The organism is Paenarthrobacter sp. NPDC090517 (genome assembly GCF_044769165.1).
Classification (GTDB): Bacteria; Actinomycetota; Actinomycetes; order Actinomycetales; family Micrococcaceae; genus Arthrobacter.
The window spans coordinates 1,210,765-1,228,492 of record NZ_JBIVXN010000001.1; the positions used below are offsets into that span (position 1 = coordinate 1,210,765).

General features: G+C 63.0%; 16 protein-coding genes and 1 pseudogene. 8 read left to right on the top strand and 9 right to left on the bottom strand.

Going from position 1 to position 17,728, the window contains the following annotated elements; all coding sequences use genetic code 11:
* Positions 1 to 127: 127 nt before the first annotated feature.
* The gene (locus tag ACIQTW_RS05625; RefSeq protein WP_402934578.1) at positions 128 to 895 is read right to left on the bottom strand and encodes a sirohydrochlorin chelatase; all 768 of its coding nucleotides are present in this window, start codon (positions 893 to 895) and stop codon (positions 128 to 130) included.
* Here ACIQTW_RS05625 and ACIQTW_RS05630 point away from each other — a divergent pair, their 5' ends adjacent.
* Positions 896 to 1,567 carry a trimeric intracellular cation channel family protein gene (locus tag ACIQTW_RS05630; protein ID WP_402934581.1) on the top strand — a complete coding sequence of 224 codons (672 nt, stop codon included), beginning with the start codon at positions 896 to 898 and terminating at the stop codon, positions 1,565 to 1,567.
* A 13-nt stretch (positions 1,568 to 1,580) separates the two neighbouring features.
* Positions 1,581 to 2,006: a hypothetical protein gene (locus tag ACIQTW_RS05635; protein WP_402934584.1), complete on the top strand. Its 426-nt coding sequence runs from the start codon at positions 1,581 to 1,583 to the stop codon at positions 2,004 to 2,006.
* 182 nt (positions 2,007 to 2,188) lie between these two features.
* Here ACIQTW_RS05635 and ACIQTW_RS05640 read toward each other — a convergent pair whose 3' ends face one another.
* From ACIQTW_RS05640 to ACIQTW_RS05655, 4 genes are all read right to left on the bottom strand, one after another.
* Positions 2,189 to 3,058 (bottom strand): type IV toxin-antitoxin system AbiEi family antitoxin domain-containing protein, encoded by an 870-nt coding sequence (locus ACIQTW_RS05640; protein ID WP_402934587.1) that lies wholly within the window; start codon positions 3,056 to 3,058, stop codon positions 2,189 to 2,191.
* Between the two features lie 580 nt (positions 3,059 to 3,638).
* Entirely contained in the window at positions 3,639 to 4,742 is a 1,104-nt protein-coding gene (locus ACIQTW_RS05645) for a polyprenyl synthetase family protein (protein ID WP_402934590.1), read from the bottom strand.
* 9 nt (positions 4,743 to 4,751) lie between these two features.
* Positions 4,752 to 6,095 carry a geranylgeranyl reductase family protein gene (locus ACIQTW_RS05650; protein WP_402934593.1) on the bottom strand — a complete coding sequence of 448 codons (1,344 nt, stop codon included), beginning with the start codon at positions 6,093 to 6,095 and terminating at the stop codon, positions 4,752 to 4,754.
* Between the two features lie 28 nt (positions 6,096 to 6,123).
* Entirely contained in the window at positions 6,124 to 6,885 is a 762-nt protein-coding gene (locus ACIQTW_RS05655) for a demethylmenaquinone methyltransferase (RefSeq protein WP_402934596.1), read from the bottom strand.
* A 91-nt stretch (positions 6,886 to 6,976) separates the two neighbouring features.
* Here ACIQTW_RS05655 and ACIQTW_RS05660 point away from each other — a divergent pair, with 91 nt between their 5' ends.
* From ACIQTW_RS05660 to ACIQTW_RS05675, 4 genes are all read left to right on the top strand, one after another.
* Positions 6,977 to 8,332 carry an isochorismate synthase MenF gene (locus tag ACIQTW_RS05660; protein ID WP_402934599.1) on the top strand — a complete coding sequence of 452 codons (1,356 nt, stop codon included), beginning with the start codon at positions 6,977 to 6,979 and terminating at the stop codon, positions 8,330 to 8,332.
* A 158-nt stretch (positions 8,333 to 8,490) separates the two neighbouring features.
* A complete protein-coding gene (locus ACIQTW_RS05665; RefSeq protein WP_017197161.1) occupies positions 8,491 to 9,288 on the top strand; it encodes an ABC transporter substrate-binding protein in 798 nt (265 codons plus the stop codon).
* Between the two features lie 100 nt (positions 9,289 to 9,388).
* Complete coding sequence (locus ACIQTW_RS05670) at positions 9,389 to 10,180, top strand: amino acid ABC transporter permease (protein ID WP_017197162.1); 792 nt, start codon at positions 9,389 to 9,391, stop codon at positions 10,178 to 10,180.
* Between the two features lie 11 nt (positions 10,181 to 10,191).
* Positions 10,192 to 10,986, top strand: a complete 795-nt coding sequence (locus ACIQTW_RS05675) for an amino acid ABC transporter ATP-binding protein (RefSeq protein ID WP_402934604.1) — start codon at positions 10,192 to 10,194, stop codon at positions 10,984 to 10,986.
* 189 nt (positions 10,987 to 11,175) lie between these two features.
* Here the strand turns inward: ACIQTW_RS05675 and menD are convergent, their stop codons facing one another.
* The 4 genes from menD to ACIQTW_RS05695 form a co-directional block, all read right to left on the bottom strand.
* Positions 11,176 to 12,885, bottom strand: coding sequence for a 2-succinyl-5-enolpyruvyl-6-hydroxy-3-cyclohexene-1-carboxylic-acid synthase (gene menD / locus ACIQTW_RS05680; protein ID WP_402934607.1), 1,710 nt, complete (start codon positions 12,883 to 12,885; stop codon positions 11,176 to 11,178).
* A 153-nt stretch (positions 12,886 to 13,038) separates the two neighbouring features.
* A complete protein-coding gene (locus ACIQTW_RS05685; RefSeq protein ID WP_402934610.1) occupies positions 13,039 to 15,126 on the bottom strand; it encodes a PhoX family protein in 2,088 nt (695 codons plus the stop codon).
* A gap of 77 nt (positions 15,127 to 15,203) precedes the next feature.
* Positions 15,204 to 16,220: an o-succinylbenzoate synthase gene (locus ACIQTW_RS05690; protein ID WP_402934613.1), complete on the bottom strand. Its 1,017-nt coding sequence runs from the start codon at positions 16,218 to 16,220 to the stop codon at positions 15,204 to 15,206.
* Between the two features lie 77 nt (positions 16,221 to 16,297).
* Positions 16,298 to 16,888: a hypothetical protein gene (locus ACIQTW_RS05695; RefSeq protein WP_402934616.1), complete on the bottom strand. Its 591-nt coding sequence runs from the start codon at positions 16,886 to 16,888 to the stop codon at positions 16,298 to 16,300.
* 103 nt (positions 16,889 to 16,991) lie between these two features.
* Here ACIQTW_RS05695 and ACIQTW_RS05700 point away from each other — a divergent pair, with 103 nt between their 5' ends.
* The gene (locus ACIQTW_RS05700; RefSeq protein WP_402934619.1) at positions 16,992 to 17,633 is read left to right on the top strand and encodes a DUF2510 domain-containing protein; all 642 of its coding nucleotides are present in this window, start codon (positions 16,992 to 16,994) and stop codon (positions 17,631 to 17,633) included.
* A pseudogene (locus ACIQTW_RS05705) lies at positions 17,630 to 17,725 on the top strand (DUF2510 domain-containing protein); the annotation flags it as partial. The gene ACIQTW_RS05700 and the pseudogene ACIQTW_RS05705, both read left to right, overlap by 4 nt.
* Positions 17,726 to 17,728 lie beyond the last annotated feature (3 nt).

Genomic DNA, 17,728 nt, shown 5'->3' on the forward strand with positions numbered 1-17,728 from the left:
TCGCCAGCAAAGGTCCGGAAACGCGAAGTCACCTAGGGAAACATTTCGTCACGAACACGCCAGCGGCCTTGTTCGGAGGACCTGTTTTGTGCAGGTCCATTTCGTCCCTTTTCCGCGTAAATAAAGGTTAGGAGAGCCTTTCCAATACTGCGTCGTATCTTTCCAGCGCGATCTCGGCGAGCACCTTCGACGGCAGCAACGGAGCCGCAACAATGTCCGCGCCGGCCTTCGCCAGCTGGTCGTGGAAATAGCCGGTTGCCAGCAGGTATGAGGCAATGAACACCCTGCCGGTCCCACCGTCGGCGGCGAGTTCCGCACGCAAGGAGGCAACGCCGTCGGGCACTGTTGGCTGGGCACTGGCGCCATAGGCGACGCGCACCTTGTTGGGCAGCAACTCGCCGAGGAGTCGCGCCTGCTCTTCCGAGTCAACCGAGCCGTCCGGAAGGGATGATCCCGCGGCAGCCAGCAGCACGCCGTCGTTCTCTGTCAGGCCAGCCGCACGGAGGTGGGCGGCCAACAGCTCGGCCAAACGCGGATCCGGGCCCAACGGCCTGGCGGCCACCACCTCGGGCCGGCTCTTGATCGCCTTGGGCACGTCCACCTTGATGTGGAAGCCCGTGGAAAGCAAAAGCGGTACGACGACGGCGGCAGTCCCCTCGGGCAGTCCCTCCACCACTCCACCCAACTCGGGTTCCTGCACGTCAACGTACGCCTCGACTACACGCAAACCGGGGCGGAGGGTTTCAATTTCTGCCATAACGCGTCGGATGGCAGCCTGGCCTTCGGCGTTGCGGGTTCCGTGGGCGCAAGCGATCAAAACGGGGCTGTTCATGGGAGCTAGCGTAACGTTGAGCCCGCACCTGTTGTGAAGCACGTTAAGAAAGAACCAGTCCACTTGATTTCCTTTGACATTGTTCTTCTTTGGCTTGACCTCATCGGCGTGTTCTTTTTTGCTGTGTCGGGCTCGTTGTTGGCCGCCCGGAAGCAGTTCGACTTTGTTGGTTCGGTGCTGCTCGCTTCCATTGCGGCGCTGGGCGGTGGCGTGATCCGCGACATCGTGATCAACGCAGGGCCCCCGATCGCCTTCACGAATCCTGCCTACCTGGCCCCGCCCGCGCTGGCTGCCCTGCTGGTCTACTACCTTTTCTCGTCAGTGCAGCGTTTCACGTCCCTTTTGACGCTGTTCGACGCCGGCGGGTTGGCATTGTTTTGCATTACCGGCACCCTGAAGGCCATCAGTGCCGGCATGAACCCGGTGGCTGCGATCCTCCTGGGAGTCACCACGGGAGTGGGCGGCGGCCTGCTCCGTGATATCACCGCCAACGAAGTCCCTACCCTGTTCAACAACCGCGATATCTACGCACTGCCTGCCTTCGTGGGCGCCGGTTTGACCACGTTGCTGTGGCACCTTGGCCTGTTCAGCGGGCTTACCGCCTGTGTCATTGCCGGTGTCGTTTTCACTTTCCGGGTAACCGCCTGGCGCCGCGGCTGGTATGTGCCCTTGGCTGTGCGTGGTTGGCATCGCGCAGGCACCGGTGGGGGCGCAATTTCAGGTGCCCGGGATTAGCTAGGATAAGAGCATGACTGACATGTTCCTCGAGAAGTTCCGCGCGCTGGTCCCAAAGTATCTCGAGGATGAATGGCAGGAAGAAGACGGCCTCACGCCAGCCGAGCTGGATGACGCCCTCGCCGATCACTCCTTCACCATCCCGCTGGTGCTGCGCGAGTTCTACCTCGCAATCGGCGGCTGCGAGGACCTCATGGAGGCCTACCACTACTTCTGGGACCCCGAGGAACTCGAAGTCGATGACGAAGGTTTCCTCATGTTCCTTGAGGACGAGGAAGAGCAGTTCACCTGGGGCTTCCGCACAGCCGACCTCAGCATCCCCGACCCCATCGTCTGGCGCCGCAACAACGCCCGCGGCCAGTGGAAGAGCGAAGAGGGCACGTTCTCGGAGTTCGTGTTCGACATGTTCGAGTGGGCATTCAACGACGACGAAGACTAACTTCCTCGGTCCCGAGCAGCCCCTTCCCACCCATTCCGGGTTGTGAAGGGGCTGTTTTATTGGGACCCCGTGCGGCCACCACCTACTTTGATTTTGGAACTGCCCTGACACGCCGCTTCGGGGGTGTGTTGCCAGAATGTTGGGGTCAAAGTTGGTGATGGCGGTACACGCCCCGAGGGAACTCACGACGGCGGCACCCACCCAGGCGCGTACCTCGCCGGCGCGTAGCGGCCAACTTCCCTGTTGCGCAGAACTGCCAGGACTTCGGCGACCATCCTCTCTGGGTGATGAACGACATCGACGTAGTAGTAATGGAGGGTCAATAGGCCTCTGCGCATGGCTGCGTTGCTCCTATACTGATCCTTCTTGACCTGTTTTCCCTCAAGGTGCGTGCCGCCGTCGAGTTCAACGATCAGGCATTCGTTAACCAAGCAGTCCACCTCCCCTACGCCCGGGACGTCCACGTGCATCTGGACTTTAAGACCTGCCCTGGTGAAGTGGGTGTGCGCGAGCACTTCCAGGAGCGAGTCGGCCCGAGGCAAAACCAAGTCCAGGATTTCCCGAACCTTGCCATTCCTGTTGCCCGGAAGCTTTGATTTCAGGAAATCCTTGGAAAGGAGCGCCAAGCTGACCGCACTCTGCACCATGACGAGTGCTTCCAGCTCAGGCAAACATCGGAGGGCGTGGATCAGGACATCGGCCACCCCCGCTATGGGTAGATACGAGTGGACTGGATGCAGGCAGGCTCCGTGGTGGACTACACCCCGTCTCGCTTGTCCCGTGCTGCAGCTGAGATGGAGAGCGTCTACGCCTCCCAGGGTCCAGAGACCATAGAAGCGCGCTGCCGAGACGCAGGTAAGTAAGCCGTCGGCTCGAAAGGCGGCAATGACGTCGGGGTCTGATGCCCGGGACGTGTAGACGCCGCGATGAAGGCGATTGACTACTCCGTCCCTCACCGCTTTTGTGAGCATGCGGCGAGTGAAGCCCGCGGTCATCAGGGTGGACGTAGTTGCTGCTCCCCGCCGGCTCCGGAGGAAATTGACGATGTCCATGTAGCAATGCTGAGTTCGGCAGGGACCCTGATATGGCCGCAAAGTCCCCTATGTGGATAACTGCTGTGTATCTCCACCACTTGGTTTGGCGGCCCTGAGGTTTTGACACACCCTAACTCCGGCGAGTCCCTCACTTTCAAAATTCAAAGTTGGTGGTGGAGGATCGGCGCTTAGCTGTAAATCGCGCTGCGGGAACGGGAAAACCATTGACCCAGGAAGTTGCATATGTGACAGGATTGTCATAAGCTTTTCACGGATCCACTAAATGCCTCCGGTGGGTCTGATGCGAACGGAGATTGTGGTCCCGGTTCGGTGCAGCGTATGACTCGTAACGTTGCAGCGAGCCGGGGCCATTCCGTTTTTCCGGGGGACTAAAAGTTTGGGCGCGTACGGCCACCACCCACTTTGGTTCCACCAAGGACAGAACACACCGCAACCGCCGGCGTGTCACCACCCTCGCAGGCTCAAAGTGGGTGGTGACGGTACGGGGTCCACAAGGCTACGGGCCCAAAAATGTGGGGAAACAAAAAGCAGGCGCCCGGCCTATGAAAGTCCGGACGCCCGCCAACCCAAAAGAAGCCTAACTGCTGCGGTCCACCACGGCGTGGGCAAAGTTGGTCAGGGAGGCCTTCACAACGCCCTCGGGCAGCGGGGCCAGGGCAGCAACTGCCTCGGTGGACCACTGGCGGGCAATCTTCCAGGACTCCTCGGTGACCGGGTGCTCGCGCAGACCGGCAACCACCTCAGCCAAAGCCGAGTCGGAGGACAAGTCGCCATCCACAAGTTCCAACAAGGCACTGGCCGAGGCATCGCCGGCAGCAGCATCACGGCGAAGCAGCAGGACAGGCAAGGTGGGAACACCTTCGCGGAGGTCGGTGCCCGGGGACTTTCCGGACTTGACCTTCACCCCGGTGACATCGATGACGTCGTCGGCGAGCTGGAAGGCGACACCAACCTTCTCGCCGTACTCCACCAAGAGGTCCTCGAAGGACTCGTCGGCACCGGCGAAGATCGCACCGAGCTGGCCGGACGCTGCAACCAGTGAGCCGGTCTTGTCAGCAATGACGGACAGGTAGTGCTCTACGGGGTCTTCGTCTTCACGCGGTCCCACCGTTTCGTGGAGCTGGCCGAGGCACAAGCGCTCAAACGTGCGCGCTTGGATGCCCAGTGCACGCGAACCGAGCTCGGACACCAGGATGGAAGCGCGGGCGAAGATGAGGTCCCCGGTAAGGATGGCCACCGAGTTGCCCCATACTTCGTGGGCAGTGGGAGCACCGCGGCGGAAGGGAGCTGAGTCCATCACATCGTCGTGGTACAGCGTGGCAAGGTGCGTCAGTTCCACCACAACAGCGGCCTGGACAACCTCGGGACGTGAAGCATCGCCGAGGTGGGCACACAGCAGAGTGAGCAGCGGACGGATACGCTTTCCGCCGGCTTCCACCAGGTGGCGCGACGTCGCGTCAGCCAGAGGGTCCGAGTTGGAAATAGCTTCGCGGAGCTTCTTCTCCACCCGGGCGAGGTTGGTGGTGATGGCAGGTCCGAGCTCGGCATCGCCCGCAATGGCGGCAAATCCGGCGGGCAGCTGGAGCCCCGTTGCGATCGCGGTGGTGTTGGGTGCAGGCTCAACAGTCTGCGGCAAGCCGTGCCCGGCATGCGTCCAGCTGTGTTCGGCAGAGTTCGTCACGGGTTAACCCTAACTAGTTGTTGCGGAAACCGCGGAGTCGGTGCCTGCCGGCGTAAGGGCGCTGGCAGAGGAAGTGTTGGACGTAGCCGGAACCAGCATCTCGAGGACCCGGATCACGCGGTCTTCGAAGCCCTTCGCGGACGGATCCGTGAGGTTCGCAAGCATTCGAACCACGAATCGCATGAGCACGGGAATTGGCATTCCCGTGCGCAGTGCAAGCTTCATCACGGCAGGCTTTCCAATCAAGGACGCAAACATCCGGCCCAGCGTGAAGTGCGATCCCCACTGGTCCCGCACATAGTCCGCGTACCGCGAAAGGTGGGCATCGGCGTCGTGCGTGGACCAACCGGCGGAAGACGACCGCGAATAAGCGTCAATCAAGAACTCGGCCGCAAACCGGGCTGATTCCATCGCGTAGGAAATGCCTTCGCCGTTGAACGGGGACACCATGCCGCCGGCGTCGCCCAGCAGGAGCAGCCCGGGTGAGTAGTGCGGCGTGCGGTTGAAGCCCATGGGCAGCGCTGCCCCGCGGATCTCCCCCACTTGGTTTTCCGGCGTAAAGCCCCACTCGGAGGGCATAGCGGCGGTCCATTCGCGGAGAACCTGCTTGTAGTCGAGCTTGCCGAATTCCTTGGACGAGTTCAGGATGCCGAGGCCCACGTTGGATGTGCCGTCGCCAACACCAAACACCCAGCCGTAGCCGGGCAGCGGCTTACCGGACTTGCCGGGAAGTTCCAGCCAGCCTTCCATCCAGTCGTCGTCGTGCCTGGGCGAGGTGAAGTAGGTGCGCACCGCGACGCCCAGCGGACGGTCGTCACGCTTGTGCATACCCAGCGACACCGCGGTTCGCGTCGAGTTTCCGTCAGCGGCGAGGACGACGTCGGCGTGGAAGTCGCGCGTTTCGCCCGTCTTGCGCCCGGACTCGTCCAGGATGGAAGCCCGGGCACCTATCACACGACCGTCCTCCTCAGTCAGGGCGGAGGTGACGCTGTGGCGTTCCAGCACGACGGCGCCCGCGGACTGAGCGTGACGGGCCAGGTCCTCGTCGAAACCGAGCCTGGTGCGGATCAGGCCGTACGTGGGAAAGTCAGCTACCTCGGGCCAAGGAAGTTCAATCGTGCGACCACCGGCAATAAGACGGAGGCCCTTGTTGCGCCTCCACCCTTCGGAGACCGCATGGGGAAGTCCGAGCTTCTGAATCTCGCGGACGGCGCGCGGAGTAAGGCCGTCGCCGCACACCTTTTCACGGGGAAAGGAAGTCTTTTCCAGCACCGTGACATCGATGCCCGACTGGGCGAGGTAATACGCGGCGGTGGACCCTGCCGGGCCCGCGCCAACAATCAGTACTTTCACGACGTCCTAATTCAACAGGCAGTGCTGGTTAGCCGACTTGGTGGCGCGGCTTGATCTGGCGGCGGAGCTTTGCCACGGGAACACTTTCACGGTGCTCGCCTGGCTTCTGTGCACGGTGGACAGCAACGATACCGCCGCTGAGGTTGCGGTACGTGATGTCCGTCCAGCCGGCATCGCTGAGCCACTGGGCCAAGTGGTCCTGGTCCGGCCAGGCACGAATGGACTCGGCGAGGTACACGTAGGCGTCCGGATTGGAGGAGACCTTGGTGGCGATCGCCGGAAGGGCGCGCATCAGGTACTCGGTGTAGAGGTTGCGCCACAGCGGAACCACAGGGTGGGAGAACTCGGCGATGACCAGGCGGCCGCCGGGCTTGGTGACACGCAGCATTTCCTCGAGGGCCTTGCGGGGTTCCACCACGTTGCGGAGGCCGAAGGAAATGGTGGAAGCGTCGAAGCTGTTGTCAGCGAACGGCAGGTTGGTGGCGTCACCGGCGATGAAGTCGATGTCCGGGCGGCGGCGCTTGCCCACTTTGAGCATGCCCAGGGAGAAGTCGCAGGCCACTACATCCACGCCTGCATCAGCGTAGGGTTCGCTGGAAGTTCCAGTGCCGGCAGCGAGGTCAAGGACCTTCTGGCCTACCTTCACATCCATTGCGTCAACCACGATCCGCCGCCAACGCCGCGTCTGTCCCATGGACAGGACATCATTGACGACGTCGTATTTTGGGGCGACATCATCAAACATCGTCGCAACTTCGTCCGGACGCTTTTCCAAGGATGCTCGGTTCACCCTGTAATTGTCTCAGACATTCAACCGACTTTGCTGCGCTGTAGAAGTCGGCTCAGATTCTGGCTGCGCGCGGGAGTACTGTTGTTCCATCATGACGAGCACGCTCCGTACCTTGACAGTCCCCCTCGATGTTGAAACATCCTCCGGGGGGCTGCCGTCGTTTCTGGTGCGGGACGACGTACTTTGCTGGTCGCGCCGCGAGGCCGGACTGGTGGGCTATGGCGAGCTGACGCGCTTTAATGCCACTGGCCCCGAGAGATTCCTCGAGGCCGATATCTGGTGGCGGCACCTCATTCTTGAGGCGGAAATCACTGACCACGTAGAGGTACCGGGTACTGGTCCTGTGGCTTTCGGCTCATTCGCCTTCTCCAAAACCTCTCCGCACGTATCCCGCCTGATCCTCCCCGAACTGGTGGTTGGCATCCGCGACGGCCGCGCCTGGGCCACCCAGTTAACTTTCGACGACGGCCCCCTCACCGAGGCGGGTGTCCTCGCTTCCGTGGAGCGCTGGCTCACTGAGCCGGAGCCAAACGGCGACAGTTCAGCGGCCGGAGGATCCGACGTCGGACTCTCACCGGAGGCTGTTGCTGCGGACGGTTCCGCCGGTCACCTCGGCCGCGGGTCCCTGAGTGAGGCCGCTTGGATGCAGGCCGTTTCCAACGGCGTGGAGGAGATTCGCGCCGGGAAGCTCGAGAAGCTTGTACTGGCGCGCGACGTCGTGGCCAACCTCCCCGATGGCGTGAACGCTGCGGAGGTGCTTCGTCAGCTTGCGGCAAGGTATCGCGAATGTTGGACGTACGGCGTGGACGGACTTGTGGGTGCTACGCCGGAGATGCTGATTCAGGTGGAAGGCCGCACTGCACAGGCCCGCGTGCTGGCGGGGACCCTGGATCGCCGGGATGCCGACGGCATGGACGGCTCCCCCATGGAATACGCGGAACGGGTTTTGGCCGGTTCGGAAAAGCAGCGGCACGAACACGAGATCGCCATCGATTCGCTGACACGTCAGCTGGCTCCTTTCTCGGAGGCGATGAATTCCCACAGCGAACCGTTCATCCTGGAACTGCCCAATGTGTGGCATTTGGCCTCGGACGTGAAGGCTGAGCTGGCGGATATCGAGGGGCACGTCCCCACCTGCCTGGCCCTGATCAACGCTCTGCATCCCACGGCGGCCGTCTGCGGGACACCCACGCTTGTAGCTGGTGCGCTGATCCGCAAACTGGAACATCTGGACCGCGGCCCGTATGCCGGACCGGTGGGTTGGCTCGATGCTGCAGGGAATGGCGAATGGGGTATCGCGCTCCGGGGCGCGGTCATCGAGGACGCCAACACGGTGCGGCTGTACGCGGGTTGCGGAATCGTTGAAGGCTCCCAGCCGGAGGCAGAACTGGCCGAAACGTGGGCCAAGTTCCGGCCAATGCTTGAAGCGCTGGGTATCAAGCGCTGAATCTGGGATTCCAGACACGGCTAACGCCGGGGTGGTTGATAAGTGAGTAAACTTGTTATCCAATAGTGAAACTTCGTTTCCTGTGATGCACATCTCACGTTCGGCGCTACACTAAAACCGACTCAGTTCAGCATCCACCGCAACAAAAGGTAAACAACATGCAGATCTCCCGTTCGGTTCTGTCCGGCACCAAGATTGCCGCCGTCCTGGCAGCCGGCGCCCTGGCCCTGACCGCCTGTGGTGGTTCCTCCACCCCCGCCGCCTCCTCAGAGTCGGGCCTCAAGCTCATCAACGCCGGCAAGCTCACGGTCTGCTCGGACGTTCCTTACGAGCCCTTTGAATTCCAGAAGGACGGCAAGATCGTCGGCTTCGACATGGACATCGCCGCGGAACTCGCCAAGGACGTCAAGGCCGAGCTCAACGTGGTGGACAGCTCCTTCGAAGCAATCGAGACCGGCACCGCACTGACCGGTTGCGACGTCTCCATCTCCTCGATCTCCATCACCGACGTCCGCAAGAACGTCATGGACTTCTCCACTCCCTACCTGGACGACGACCTGACTCTCGTAGCCACGTCCGCTTCCGGCATCGAGAACCTCGATGGCGCAAAGGGCAAGAAGGTGGGCGTCCAGCAGGCCACCACCGGAGCCCAGTACGCCAAGGACAAGGGGATCGACGCCCAGCAGTTCGAAGACTCCGGCCTCCTGGTCCAGGCCCTCAAGGCCGGCACCATCGATGCCGCCGTCGGCAACCAGTCAGTCCTCGGCTACGCCATCAAGGACGATTCCAACCTCAAGCGCGTTGAAGACTACGCAACGGGCGAGAAGCTGGGCATCTCCATCAAGAAGGGCAACACCGCCATGACGGATGCCGTGAACGCCACGCTGAAGCGCATCACCGACGACGGCACCCTGAAGAAGTTCGAGACCACCTGGTTCGGCGAAGCCACCAAGTAGTCCGAGCCCCGGCTCCCCGAGATCCACGCAGGCGGGCCCCGAAACGATCTGTTCAGGTCCTTTCGGGGCCCCACCTGCGCAACATGAATGTGAGAACCCCATGGCAATGACTGCACGTCAACGAGCCAAAGTCAGTTTGTACGTCCAGGCCGGAATCTTTGTTGTGGCTGTTGCCGCCGTAATTATTGCCGTGGACTGGAAGACGGTAGGCACCAGCGTCTTCAACTTCGCCAAGATCGGCCCGATGTTCCCGGATATCTTCCTGGTGGGCCTCAAGAACACCCTCATCTACACGGCCCTCGGTTTCATTGTGGGCTTGTCCGGCGGCCTGCTGCTCGCCCTGATGAAGCTCTCTTCCTTCCCGCTGTACCGCTGGCTCGCCACAGGTTACATCGAGTTCTTCCGCGGCGTTCCGGCCCTGCTGGTCTTCATCGCGTTCGGCTACGGCGTTCCCTTGGCCTTCGGAATCCAGTGGGACGTCAACATCATCGTGATGGTGTCGCTGGGTATGGTCGCTGCCGCGTACATCGCTGAAACCCTCCGCGCCGGCCTTCAGGCTGTGCCCAAGGGCCAGATGGAGGCCGCCCGTTCGCTGGGTATGCCGCACTGGCGGGCGATGGTTTCAATCGTGATTCCCCAGGCGTTCAAGATCGTCCTCCCGCCGCTGACCAACGAGATCATCCTGCTCACCAAGGACTCCTCCCTGATCTACGTCCTGGGCCTCACCGCCTCCCAGTACGAGCTCACCAAGTTTGGCCGCGACGGCATCTCCAGCCTCGGCGCCGGCCTGACGCCGCTACTCGTGGCAGGTGCCTTCTACCTGGTCATCACCATCCCCTTGAGCCTCCTGGCACGGAAGTTCGAAAGCCGCTCCGCGCGGACCAAGCGATAGGCAGGACAGTCATGAATAACTCCACCGGGAGCACGGCCACCGTTCGTGCCGCTGGCGTAAATATCAAGGATCTGCGCAAGTCCTACGGGAGCAACGAGGTCCTCAAAGGCATCTCGCTGACGGTTGAGCCGGGCCAGGTAGTTTGCCTGATCGGACCTTCCGGCTCCGGCAAGTCCACTCTCCTTCGCTGCGTCAACCTGCTTGAGCAACCGAATGCGGGCACCATCAACGTTGGCTCATTTGAAGCCACCGACCCCGACGTCGACCTCAACAAAATGCGCCAGAGTGTGGGAATGGTGTTCCAGCACTTCAACCTCTTCCCCCACCTCAGCGTCCTGGAAAACTGCACCATCTCCCAGACCAAGGTCCTCAAGCGGTCCAAGTCCGAGGCTTCGGAGGTGGCGCGCCACAACCTGGAACGTGTTGGCCTGGGCCACCTCGCAGATCGTTTCCCGGACCAGCTCTCCGGTGGCCAGCAGCAGCGCGTCGCCATTGCTCGTGCATTGTCCATGGACCCGCAGCTCATGCTCTTCGATGAGCCCACCTCTGCTCTCGACCCCGAGACCGTGGGCGACGTCCTGGCCGTCATGCGCAAGCTGGCCCAGGAAGGCATGACCATGTTGGTGGTCACGCACGAGATGGGCTTCGCCCGCGAAGTTGCGGACCGCGTAGTCTTCATGGACGCCGGCGTTGTGGTGGAAGAAGGGCCTGCGGAGCACGTCATCAGCGCCCCCACCCAGCCCCGCACCAAGGAATTCCTGCGCCGCGTCCTCGACCCCACGCACATTGGTGTCGAGGAAGCCTAGTTCGTTTGCGCCGCTGAAACGGGAGGGTGACACCCATATTTGGGCGTCACCCTCCCGTTTCCGTCTCACTGCTTTTCCGACGGGCGCACCCTTTTCCGCCCCGCGCACCACACGTTCGCCAGGCCCGCACCCTTTCGCGCCATTCGCACCAGCGGTTACGGGAGCGATCGGCGGCAACAGGTGCGAGGACTAGCCCGCCGCCAGGACTTGGCCCACTGCGGCGGAGATGGCGTCCTTAATCCGCGCATGGAGCTTCCGGAGGCCCGCCCGGTCCACGCGCACCTCCACAATGCTGCGACCCTTCAGCGGCGACTTGAGGACCGCGGCGAGTTCCGCCGTCGTGGTCACGGCTTGGTGTCCGACGCCGTACGCCGCCGCGAGCGCCGCGATGTCCACTGAGTGAGGGGTGCCAAAGAGGCGCTCGACGGCGGTGCCGTAGGCGCCTGAGTCCTCGACGGCCCCGTGCTCAAGGAGGCTGAAGATGGCGCCGCCGGAGTCGTTGAGCACCACGATGCGGAGGTCCGGCACGGGTTCGCCGTTGCCGAGGAGCAGTCCGCCGGCGTCATGGAGGAAGGTGACGTCGCCCAAGAGGACTGTGGTTTCGCGTCCGCTGCCCAGGGCGATTCCTGTGGCCGTGGCGATGGTGCCGTCGATGCCGGCGAGGCCGCGGTTCGCGTAAACCGTGGCAATGGGTTCGCTGTGAGGATGCCCGGCGAGGTCCACGTCGCGGATGCCGTTGGATGAACCGAGCACCAATTGTCCACGGGAACGCTCCCAAACGGCGGCCCCGACTGATGGTCCGTTTGCCAGGCTCTCCCCTGACAGCACACCATCGAGTCCGTGCTGGGCGGCAGCGCCCGCGAGAAGCCAGGAATCGAGCCACTCAGCGGAGCCACGCCCGGCAAATTCGGCAAGCTCGGGCAGGGTTTCAATGGGGGTTTCGCGCCGCCGGCCAGCCTCGTACCAGGCCACGGGGACGGGCTGGTAAATGGCGGATTCAACGGACTCACGTGCCAGCAGGGCCGCCACCGGACGGGAAAGAGTGGCCCTGCCAAACAGGACCACGCGTTCGATCGGCGTCGGCGAATCAGGTCCGAAGTGCGCGAGAAGTACCCGGTACGGCCCCACCGCGTTCGGCCCGAAACGTGCGTTCGACGACGGTTCCGCCAGTAGCGGCAGGCCATGGGCGCGGGCAAAAGCCTCGGCAACAGGGCCGGCGTCGTGGCCCGCGAGGACCACGGTGCGTCGCTCGGCGAGCTGGTCGGATGCTGCCGGAAGGTCCAGCGCCTGAGGACCGGCGTCGTAATGGAAGACGCCGTGTCCCGCGGTGGCCGGAAGGGCGTCGCCGTCCGCCGGCACCAGGGGGTCGCGGAAGGCAAGGTTCACTTGGACAGGGCCCGGAGGGGTGTCTGCGAGGGCACCGGTGGCTGCGTATAGTGCCGTGGCAACAGCCTTCTGTGGGTGGTCACCGGCACGGACGTCGACGGCGAAACGCACGTGTTCGCCGAAGAGGTCCAGTTGGATGGTGGTCTGGTTCGCCCCGGTTCCGTGAAGCTCTTCAGGCCGGTCTGCCGAGATGACGACCACGGGGACAGCTGAATGGTTGGCTTCCATGACAGCGGGCAGGAGATTGCCCACCGCTGTACCGGAGGTGGTGACCACGGCCACGGGTGCCTCGGTGGAAAGCGCCAAGCCCAGGGCCGTGAACCCGGCGTCTCGTTCGTCGATGCGCACGTGGAGCCGCACGCGGCCTGCAGCCTCCGCTTCCGCAAGGGCGTATGCCATGGGCGCTGACCGCGAACCCGGCGCCACCACCACGTGCCGTACACCGCCGTCGAGCAGCGCTGTAACGGCGATCCGGGCGGCGCCGATGGATGTCAGAGAGTCCTGGGAAGTCACCGTTCCAGTCTATTGGCGCTCCCGGCCCCAAACGCTCGCTCACATCCCGGCCCAAACAGGCGGGAAGTGAGAGAAGGTTCGGGGAGACGAAATGCTCCCCCTCCCGGAGAGCCCGGAAGGGAGAGCATTCGTCAGATTCGGTAAAGACAGGCGTTACTTGCGGAAGACCTGCACCACGGAGGGACGCGGAGCCCTTGCCGCGCCCGCTGCGGGTGTAGCTCCGGCAGGCACGTAGTCCGGGAAGAAGGAGTTCTGTGCTGCGAACGAGCCGTCCTCACCGGGGTGCTGCACGGCGACGAACACGGTGCGCTCTTCGTCGTGGATGATCGGACCACATGTTTCGGCGTCGCGGGGAACGGCGAGGAACTGCTCCACCTTGCCGCGCTCCGGACCTTCGAGAGTGACCTTGAACAGGCCGTCCGCGTAGCCGATGGTGCCGGGGGCGCCGTCGGTGGAGATCCAGAGGTTGCCAACGGAGTCGAAGGCCACGTTGTCAGGGCAGGAGATGGGCGAAACCTTGTCGACCGGGAACCCGGAGAAGTACGTAGAGGAGTTCTTGGCGGGATCACCGGCCACCAACAGGAGGTTCCAGTTGAACTTGGTGCCCGTCTGCTCGGGCCCTTCTGTAATTTCCACGACGTGGCCGTCACGGTTCAGGTTCCGCGGGTTGACCTCGGTGGCGCCTTCCTTGCCTGCCTTGCCGCGATCACTGTTGTTCGTGCAGGCGACGTAGACCTTGCCCGTGCGCGGGTTGGGCTCAACATCTTCGCAACGGTCCATCTTGGTGGGCCCCACCTTGTCAGCGGCGATGCGGGTGTAGACAAGGACCTCCGGTACAGTCATGCCCGGCACGGCCGAGGTGCCGTTTACCACCAACGGCAGCCATTCGCCTGTGCCGTCGAAAGCACCGTCTGCGGGAAGCTTGCCAGTACCGTCAATGTCCGCAGGCGAGTCACCCGTGAAGCGGGCCACGTAAAGGTCGCCCTCGGAAAGCAGGCCCATGTTGTTCTTGCGTGCTTCCTTGGAGTCACCGGCCTGGTACTTGCCCTTGGAAACGAACTTGTAGAGGTAGTCAAAACGCTCGTCGTCGCCCATGTAAGCAACAACGTGACCTGAAGGCGCGACGATGACGTTGGCGCCCTCGTGCTTGAAGCGGCCCATGGCGGAGTGCTTCTTGGGAGTGGAGGTGGGGTCGAAGGGGTCCACTTCCACGATCCAGCCGAAGCGGTTGGTTTCGTTGGCGTAGCCCGGGTTGCGGGTGTCGAAGCGCGGCTCATCAAGTTCCCACTGACGAGTGGTTGCCTTCGAGGAAATTCCGTAGCGCTTGTCACCGTCGCTGGTGCCAGGGGCAGCGAAGTAGCCGTTGAAGTTCTCTTCACCGGAGAGGATGGTTCCCCAGGGTGTTGTTCCGCCGGCGCAGTTACCCAGCGTTCCCTTGATCCAGCGGCCAGCGGGATCGTCAATGGTCTTGACCAGGTTGGTGCCGGCAGCAGGTCCGGTCAGCTCGTAGACAGTGTCGGTGAGGAAGCGTCGGTTCAGGGGCGCGCCCTGGACGTAGCTCCACGGCTTGTTCTTGTTCTTCCGCTCGAGTTCCACCACGGCCAGCCCATGCCCGGCGCGCCCGATTGCCCGTGCCTCGGTGGGGTCGAAGCCTTCCGGGAGCATGATGTTCTCGTTGGTGTATTCGTGGTTGCTGAAGAGCACGGCACGGCGATCCTTGGATCCGGGGATCGGCAGGATATCCGTGTAGTCGTTGTTGTAACCGAACTGGCGTGCCTGGGCTGCCGCAGTCTGTGCGTTGAGGTCAAAAGCCGGCGAGTCGGCGAAGAGGGGGTCGCCCCAGCGGATGATCGGCTTCCAGTCGAAGCCCTCGGGCACTGTGAAGGCGTCTACTGCCGCGTCTACCGGCTTGATGGCGGTGAACTTGAGCTTGGACTTGTCGAAGCCCTTCTTGGCAGCATCAGACAGTCCGTTGCCCGAGTCGGCCACGGCAGTGTCACCACCGGTCACGGCACCACCAAGGACGATGGCGAGCGCTCCTGCGGCGCCAAGCCCCAGGGCTGCGCGGCGGGACATAGCGGTTGAGGCGATGTCCCGGAAGTATCCGTTGGCGCTGGTGTTGCAGACATCGCCCGAGCAGGCGTTGTCGCACTTCAAAGCACACGTGACAGCACTGCGCTTGCCTTTGGTGTGACCGAGCATGGGGAGCAGCGGAAACGTGCGTCCGGTGGTTTCAGACATGGGGGAAGACCTTCCAGAGATGTACGAGGTTCCCGCTGAGCCTTTCAGCGGAATCCGAAATTGAGAGGTCGCTCTGGTTAAGACCCGGTGAACAAACCGTGCTGGTTTCGCGCCAGTACCGAGTGGACCCGTCGGAGTCGGTCCCGCCACCAGTCCTGGCGCTCCCCCGGAGCCGCGTACTGCTGAAGCAGCCCTGGATCGGCCACCGCTTCGCGTAACTGAATGGCGCCGTCGTCGGCCACCAAAGGGTCCAACGTGATGTCCGAAGCGAACAGCGAAACGGTGCCAAGGCCGCAGGCATAAGGAAGCGATGGAAATGCTGCTGCGAGCGCCAGTCCGGCACGGATTCCCACCGAGGTGTCCAAGGCGGAACTTACGACGGCGGGCAGCCCGGCCTGCTGCACGATGTCCAGTGCCCGCCGAACTCCCCCAAGTGGCGCGACCTTGACCACGATGAGGTCAGCTGCGCCGGCCCGGGCCACACGCAGGGGATCGTCCTCTTTGCGAACGCTCTCGTCCGCAGCGATAAGGACTGGTGTTCCGGCGGCAGCGAGCCGACGACGGACCTCGGCCAGGCCCTCAACGGTGGGAACAGGTTGTTCGGCATATTCGAGTTCGACGGCGGACAGCCTGCCCAGGGCTTCCACGGCCTGGTCGATGTCCCATCCCCCGTTGGCGTCCACGCGGATGGCGGCGTCGGGGAGGGCCTCGCGTACCGCGTGCACTCGGGCAACGTCTTCCCCCAACGTCTGCCCGCGCTCGGCAACTTTGATCTTCACCGCATCCACTCTCCCAAAGCGTGCCAGCACCTCCGGGACTCGCTCTGCCGGAACGGCTGGAACCGTCGCATTGACCGGGATCCTGTCCCTGAGGGGCGGGGGGAAACCTAGCCAGCCAGCTTCCAAGGCTGCGGCCAGCCAGCGGGAGGATTCGTCGTCGTCGTATTCGGGAAAAGGACAGAACTCGCCCCAGCCGAGCGGTCCTCGCAAGAGGAGTGTCTCCCGCTCCATGATGCCGCGGAACTTCACGCGCATGGGCAGCGAGACTACGTGGGCGGAATCGAGGAGTTCTTCGAGGGAGGGAAGTGCAGGCATATTGCCACTGTACCGGCGGCCTCCCGGCCCCTCAGCAGGCCAATTCGGCTATGTGGAAAGCTACCCGTTCCAGTAGTTCACCAGGCGTCCCCACGCTTCAGCCAACTGCTCCCCCGGCAGGCCAAGCGAGCTCTCAGGTATCCCCAATGCTTGCCACCGCACCACCAGCGTCGTGTCCTCCTCCACCGGCAACGGCCACAACCAATAACGACCGGTGAACTGGACATACTCGTCGTTGTTGCTCCCCCACCGCCGCCCAAGGTTGTGAGCACAGGGCCAGCGACGTCTTCAGCCTCTTGGAAGGACAACGGTCCGTGGATGGCTGCGACAGCCTTGCGTCCATCCGCAAAAGCGACACCTAATTCGAGCCCCGTCCTGGTGTCCAGGCTGGATCGCGGGTGGTTGTAGCTCTCCTCCACGATCTCCCGCCATTCCTGGTCCGATTCGTTGCCCCGCCGCACGGACCACACCAGTTCCAACAGGCAGCCAGTGGAGTACACCTCCACCAGTTTCAGCGCGACCACCATCCGCTGGCTCTTGTGAAAAAACCCACCAACGCGCGCTACGCCAGGCAGCTCGTCCGACGGCGGGCCGTACCATCCGGGCTGGACAGGCTGCGGTTGGCGGGGCCGCGCGGGCTGCTCGGGGAGGTCGTCGAAGAAGCTCATGCTCCATCCTTACACCGCCACATGGTGACTGGGGAGAAGCTCCTGGTAAGCGAGAGGCACCAATCGCGATATTCTCAGAACCACGACTTAAAGTGGGGGAATAATGACTCAACCAGTGCCCGGTTCGACTACGCCTTCCGGCTGGTACCCGGATCCTTCGGACCCGCGTTTCGTCCGGTGGTGGGACGGACGCGCCTGGACAGCGCACCAAGCGCCCGCTCAATTCCAGGCACCCGCTCAATTCCGAGCACCGGTCCCGGTGCCACGTCCTGAGCTCCGCCCGGAGACGCCGGCGTACAACCCGTTCATCTGGACAATTACCTTGATGCCGCTGGTCTCCATCCTGCTCCTTTTGACCTGGCAGCCGGAGTTCAAGATGATCACCACCCGGCAGGGGGTTACCACCATGGACCCCTTCTCCATGTACACCCCCGCCTATTTCCTGCTGATGGGTTCAAGCTTCCTGTTCTACGGGCTGTCGGTGTTCTTCGCTTTCCTGGACCGTCAACGCCTTCTCAAGTCCGGCGTCGTGCGTCCTTTCCACTGGGCTTGGGCTTTCCTTAGCGCGCTTGTCTACGTGATCGGCCGCTCTGTGATCGTCAACAAAGTGGCGCCCAAGCGGGGACTGTGGCCGGTGTGGGCCACCATCGCCGTATTTGTTATCAGCATGGTGGTCACCGGCATCTGGATGTCCAACTTCATGCAGTCGATGTACTCCCAGTTTGGCTACTCGGTCTCGACATGACCGCGCCCGGGTGGTATCCGGATGCTCGGGACCCACGCAGCCTCCGATGGTGGAATGGTACCGAGTGGGTAGACCATGTCGGGCCGCCAGTGGCC

Excerpts from the sequence above, each read along its gene's own strand:
- ACIQTW_RS05690 (WP_402934613.1), bottom strand. The coding sequence starts at position 16,220 with ATGCCTGCACTTCCCTCCCTCGAAGAACTCCTCGATTCCGCCCACGTA.
- ACIQTW_RS05640 (WP_402934587.1), bottom strand. The coding sequence starts at position 3,058 with ATGGACATCGTCAATTTCCTCCGGAGCCGGCGGGGAGCAGCAACTACG.
- ACIQTW_RS05665 (WP_017197161.1), top strand. The coding sequence starts at position 8,491 with ATGCAGATCTCCCGTTCGGTTCTGTCCGGCACCAAGATTGCCGCCGTC.
- ACIQTW_RS05675 (WP_402934604.1), top strand. The coding sequence starts at position 10,192 with ATGAATAACTCCACCGGGAGCACGGCCACCGTTCGTGCCGCTGGCGTA.
- ACIQTW_RS05685 (WP_402934610.1), bottom strand. The coding sequence starts at position 15,126 with ATGTCTGAAACCACCGGACGCACGTTTCCGCTGCTCCCCATGCTCGGT.
- ACIQTW_RS05700 (WP_402934619.1), top strand. The coding sequence starts at position 16,992 with ATGACTCAACCAGTGCCCGGTTCGACTACGCCTTCCGGCTGGTACCCG.
- ACIQTW_RS05670 (WP_017197162.1), top strand. The coding sequence starts at position 9,389 with ATGGCAATGACTGCACGTCAACGAGCCAAAGTCAGTTTGTACGTCCAG.
- ACIQTW_RS05660 (WP_402934599.1), top strand. The coding sequence starts at position 6,977 with ATGACGAGCACGCTCCGTACCTTGACAGTCCCCCTCGATGTTGAAACA.
- ACIQTW_RS05695 (WP_402934616.1), bottom strand. The coding sequence starts at position 16,888 with ATGAGCTTCTTCGACGACCTCCCCGAGCAGCCCGCGCGGCCCCGCCAA.
- ACIQTW_RS05635 (WP_402934584.1), top strand. The coding sequence starts at position 1,581 with ATGACTGACATGTTCCTCGAGAAGTTCCGCGCGCTGGTCCCAAAGTAT.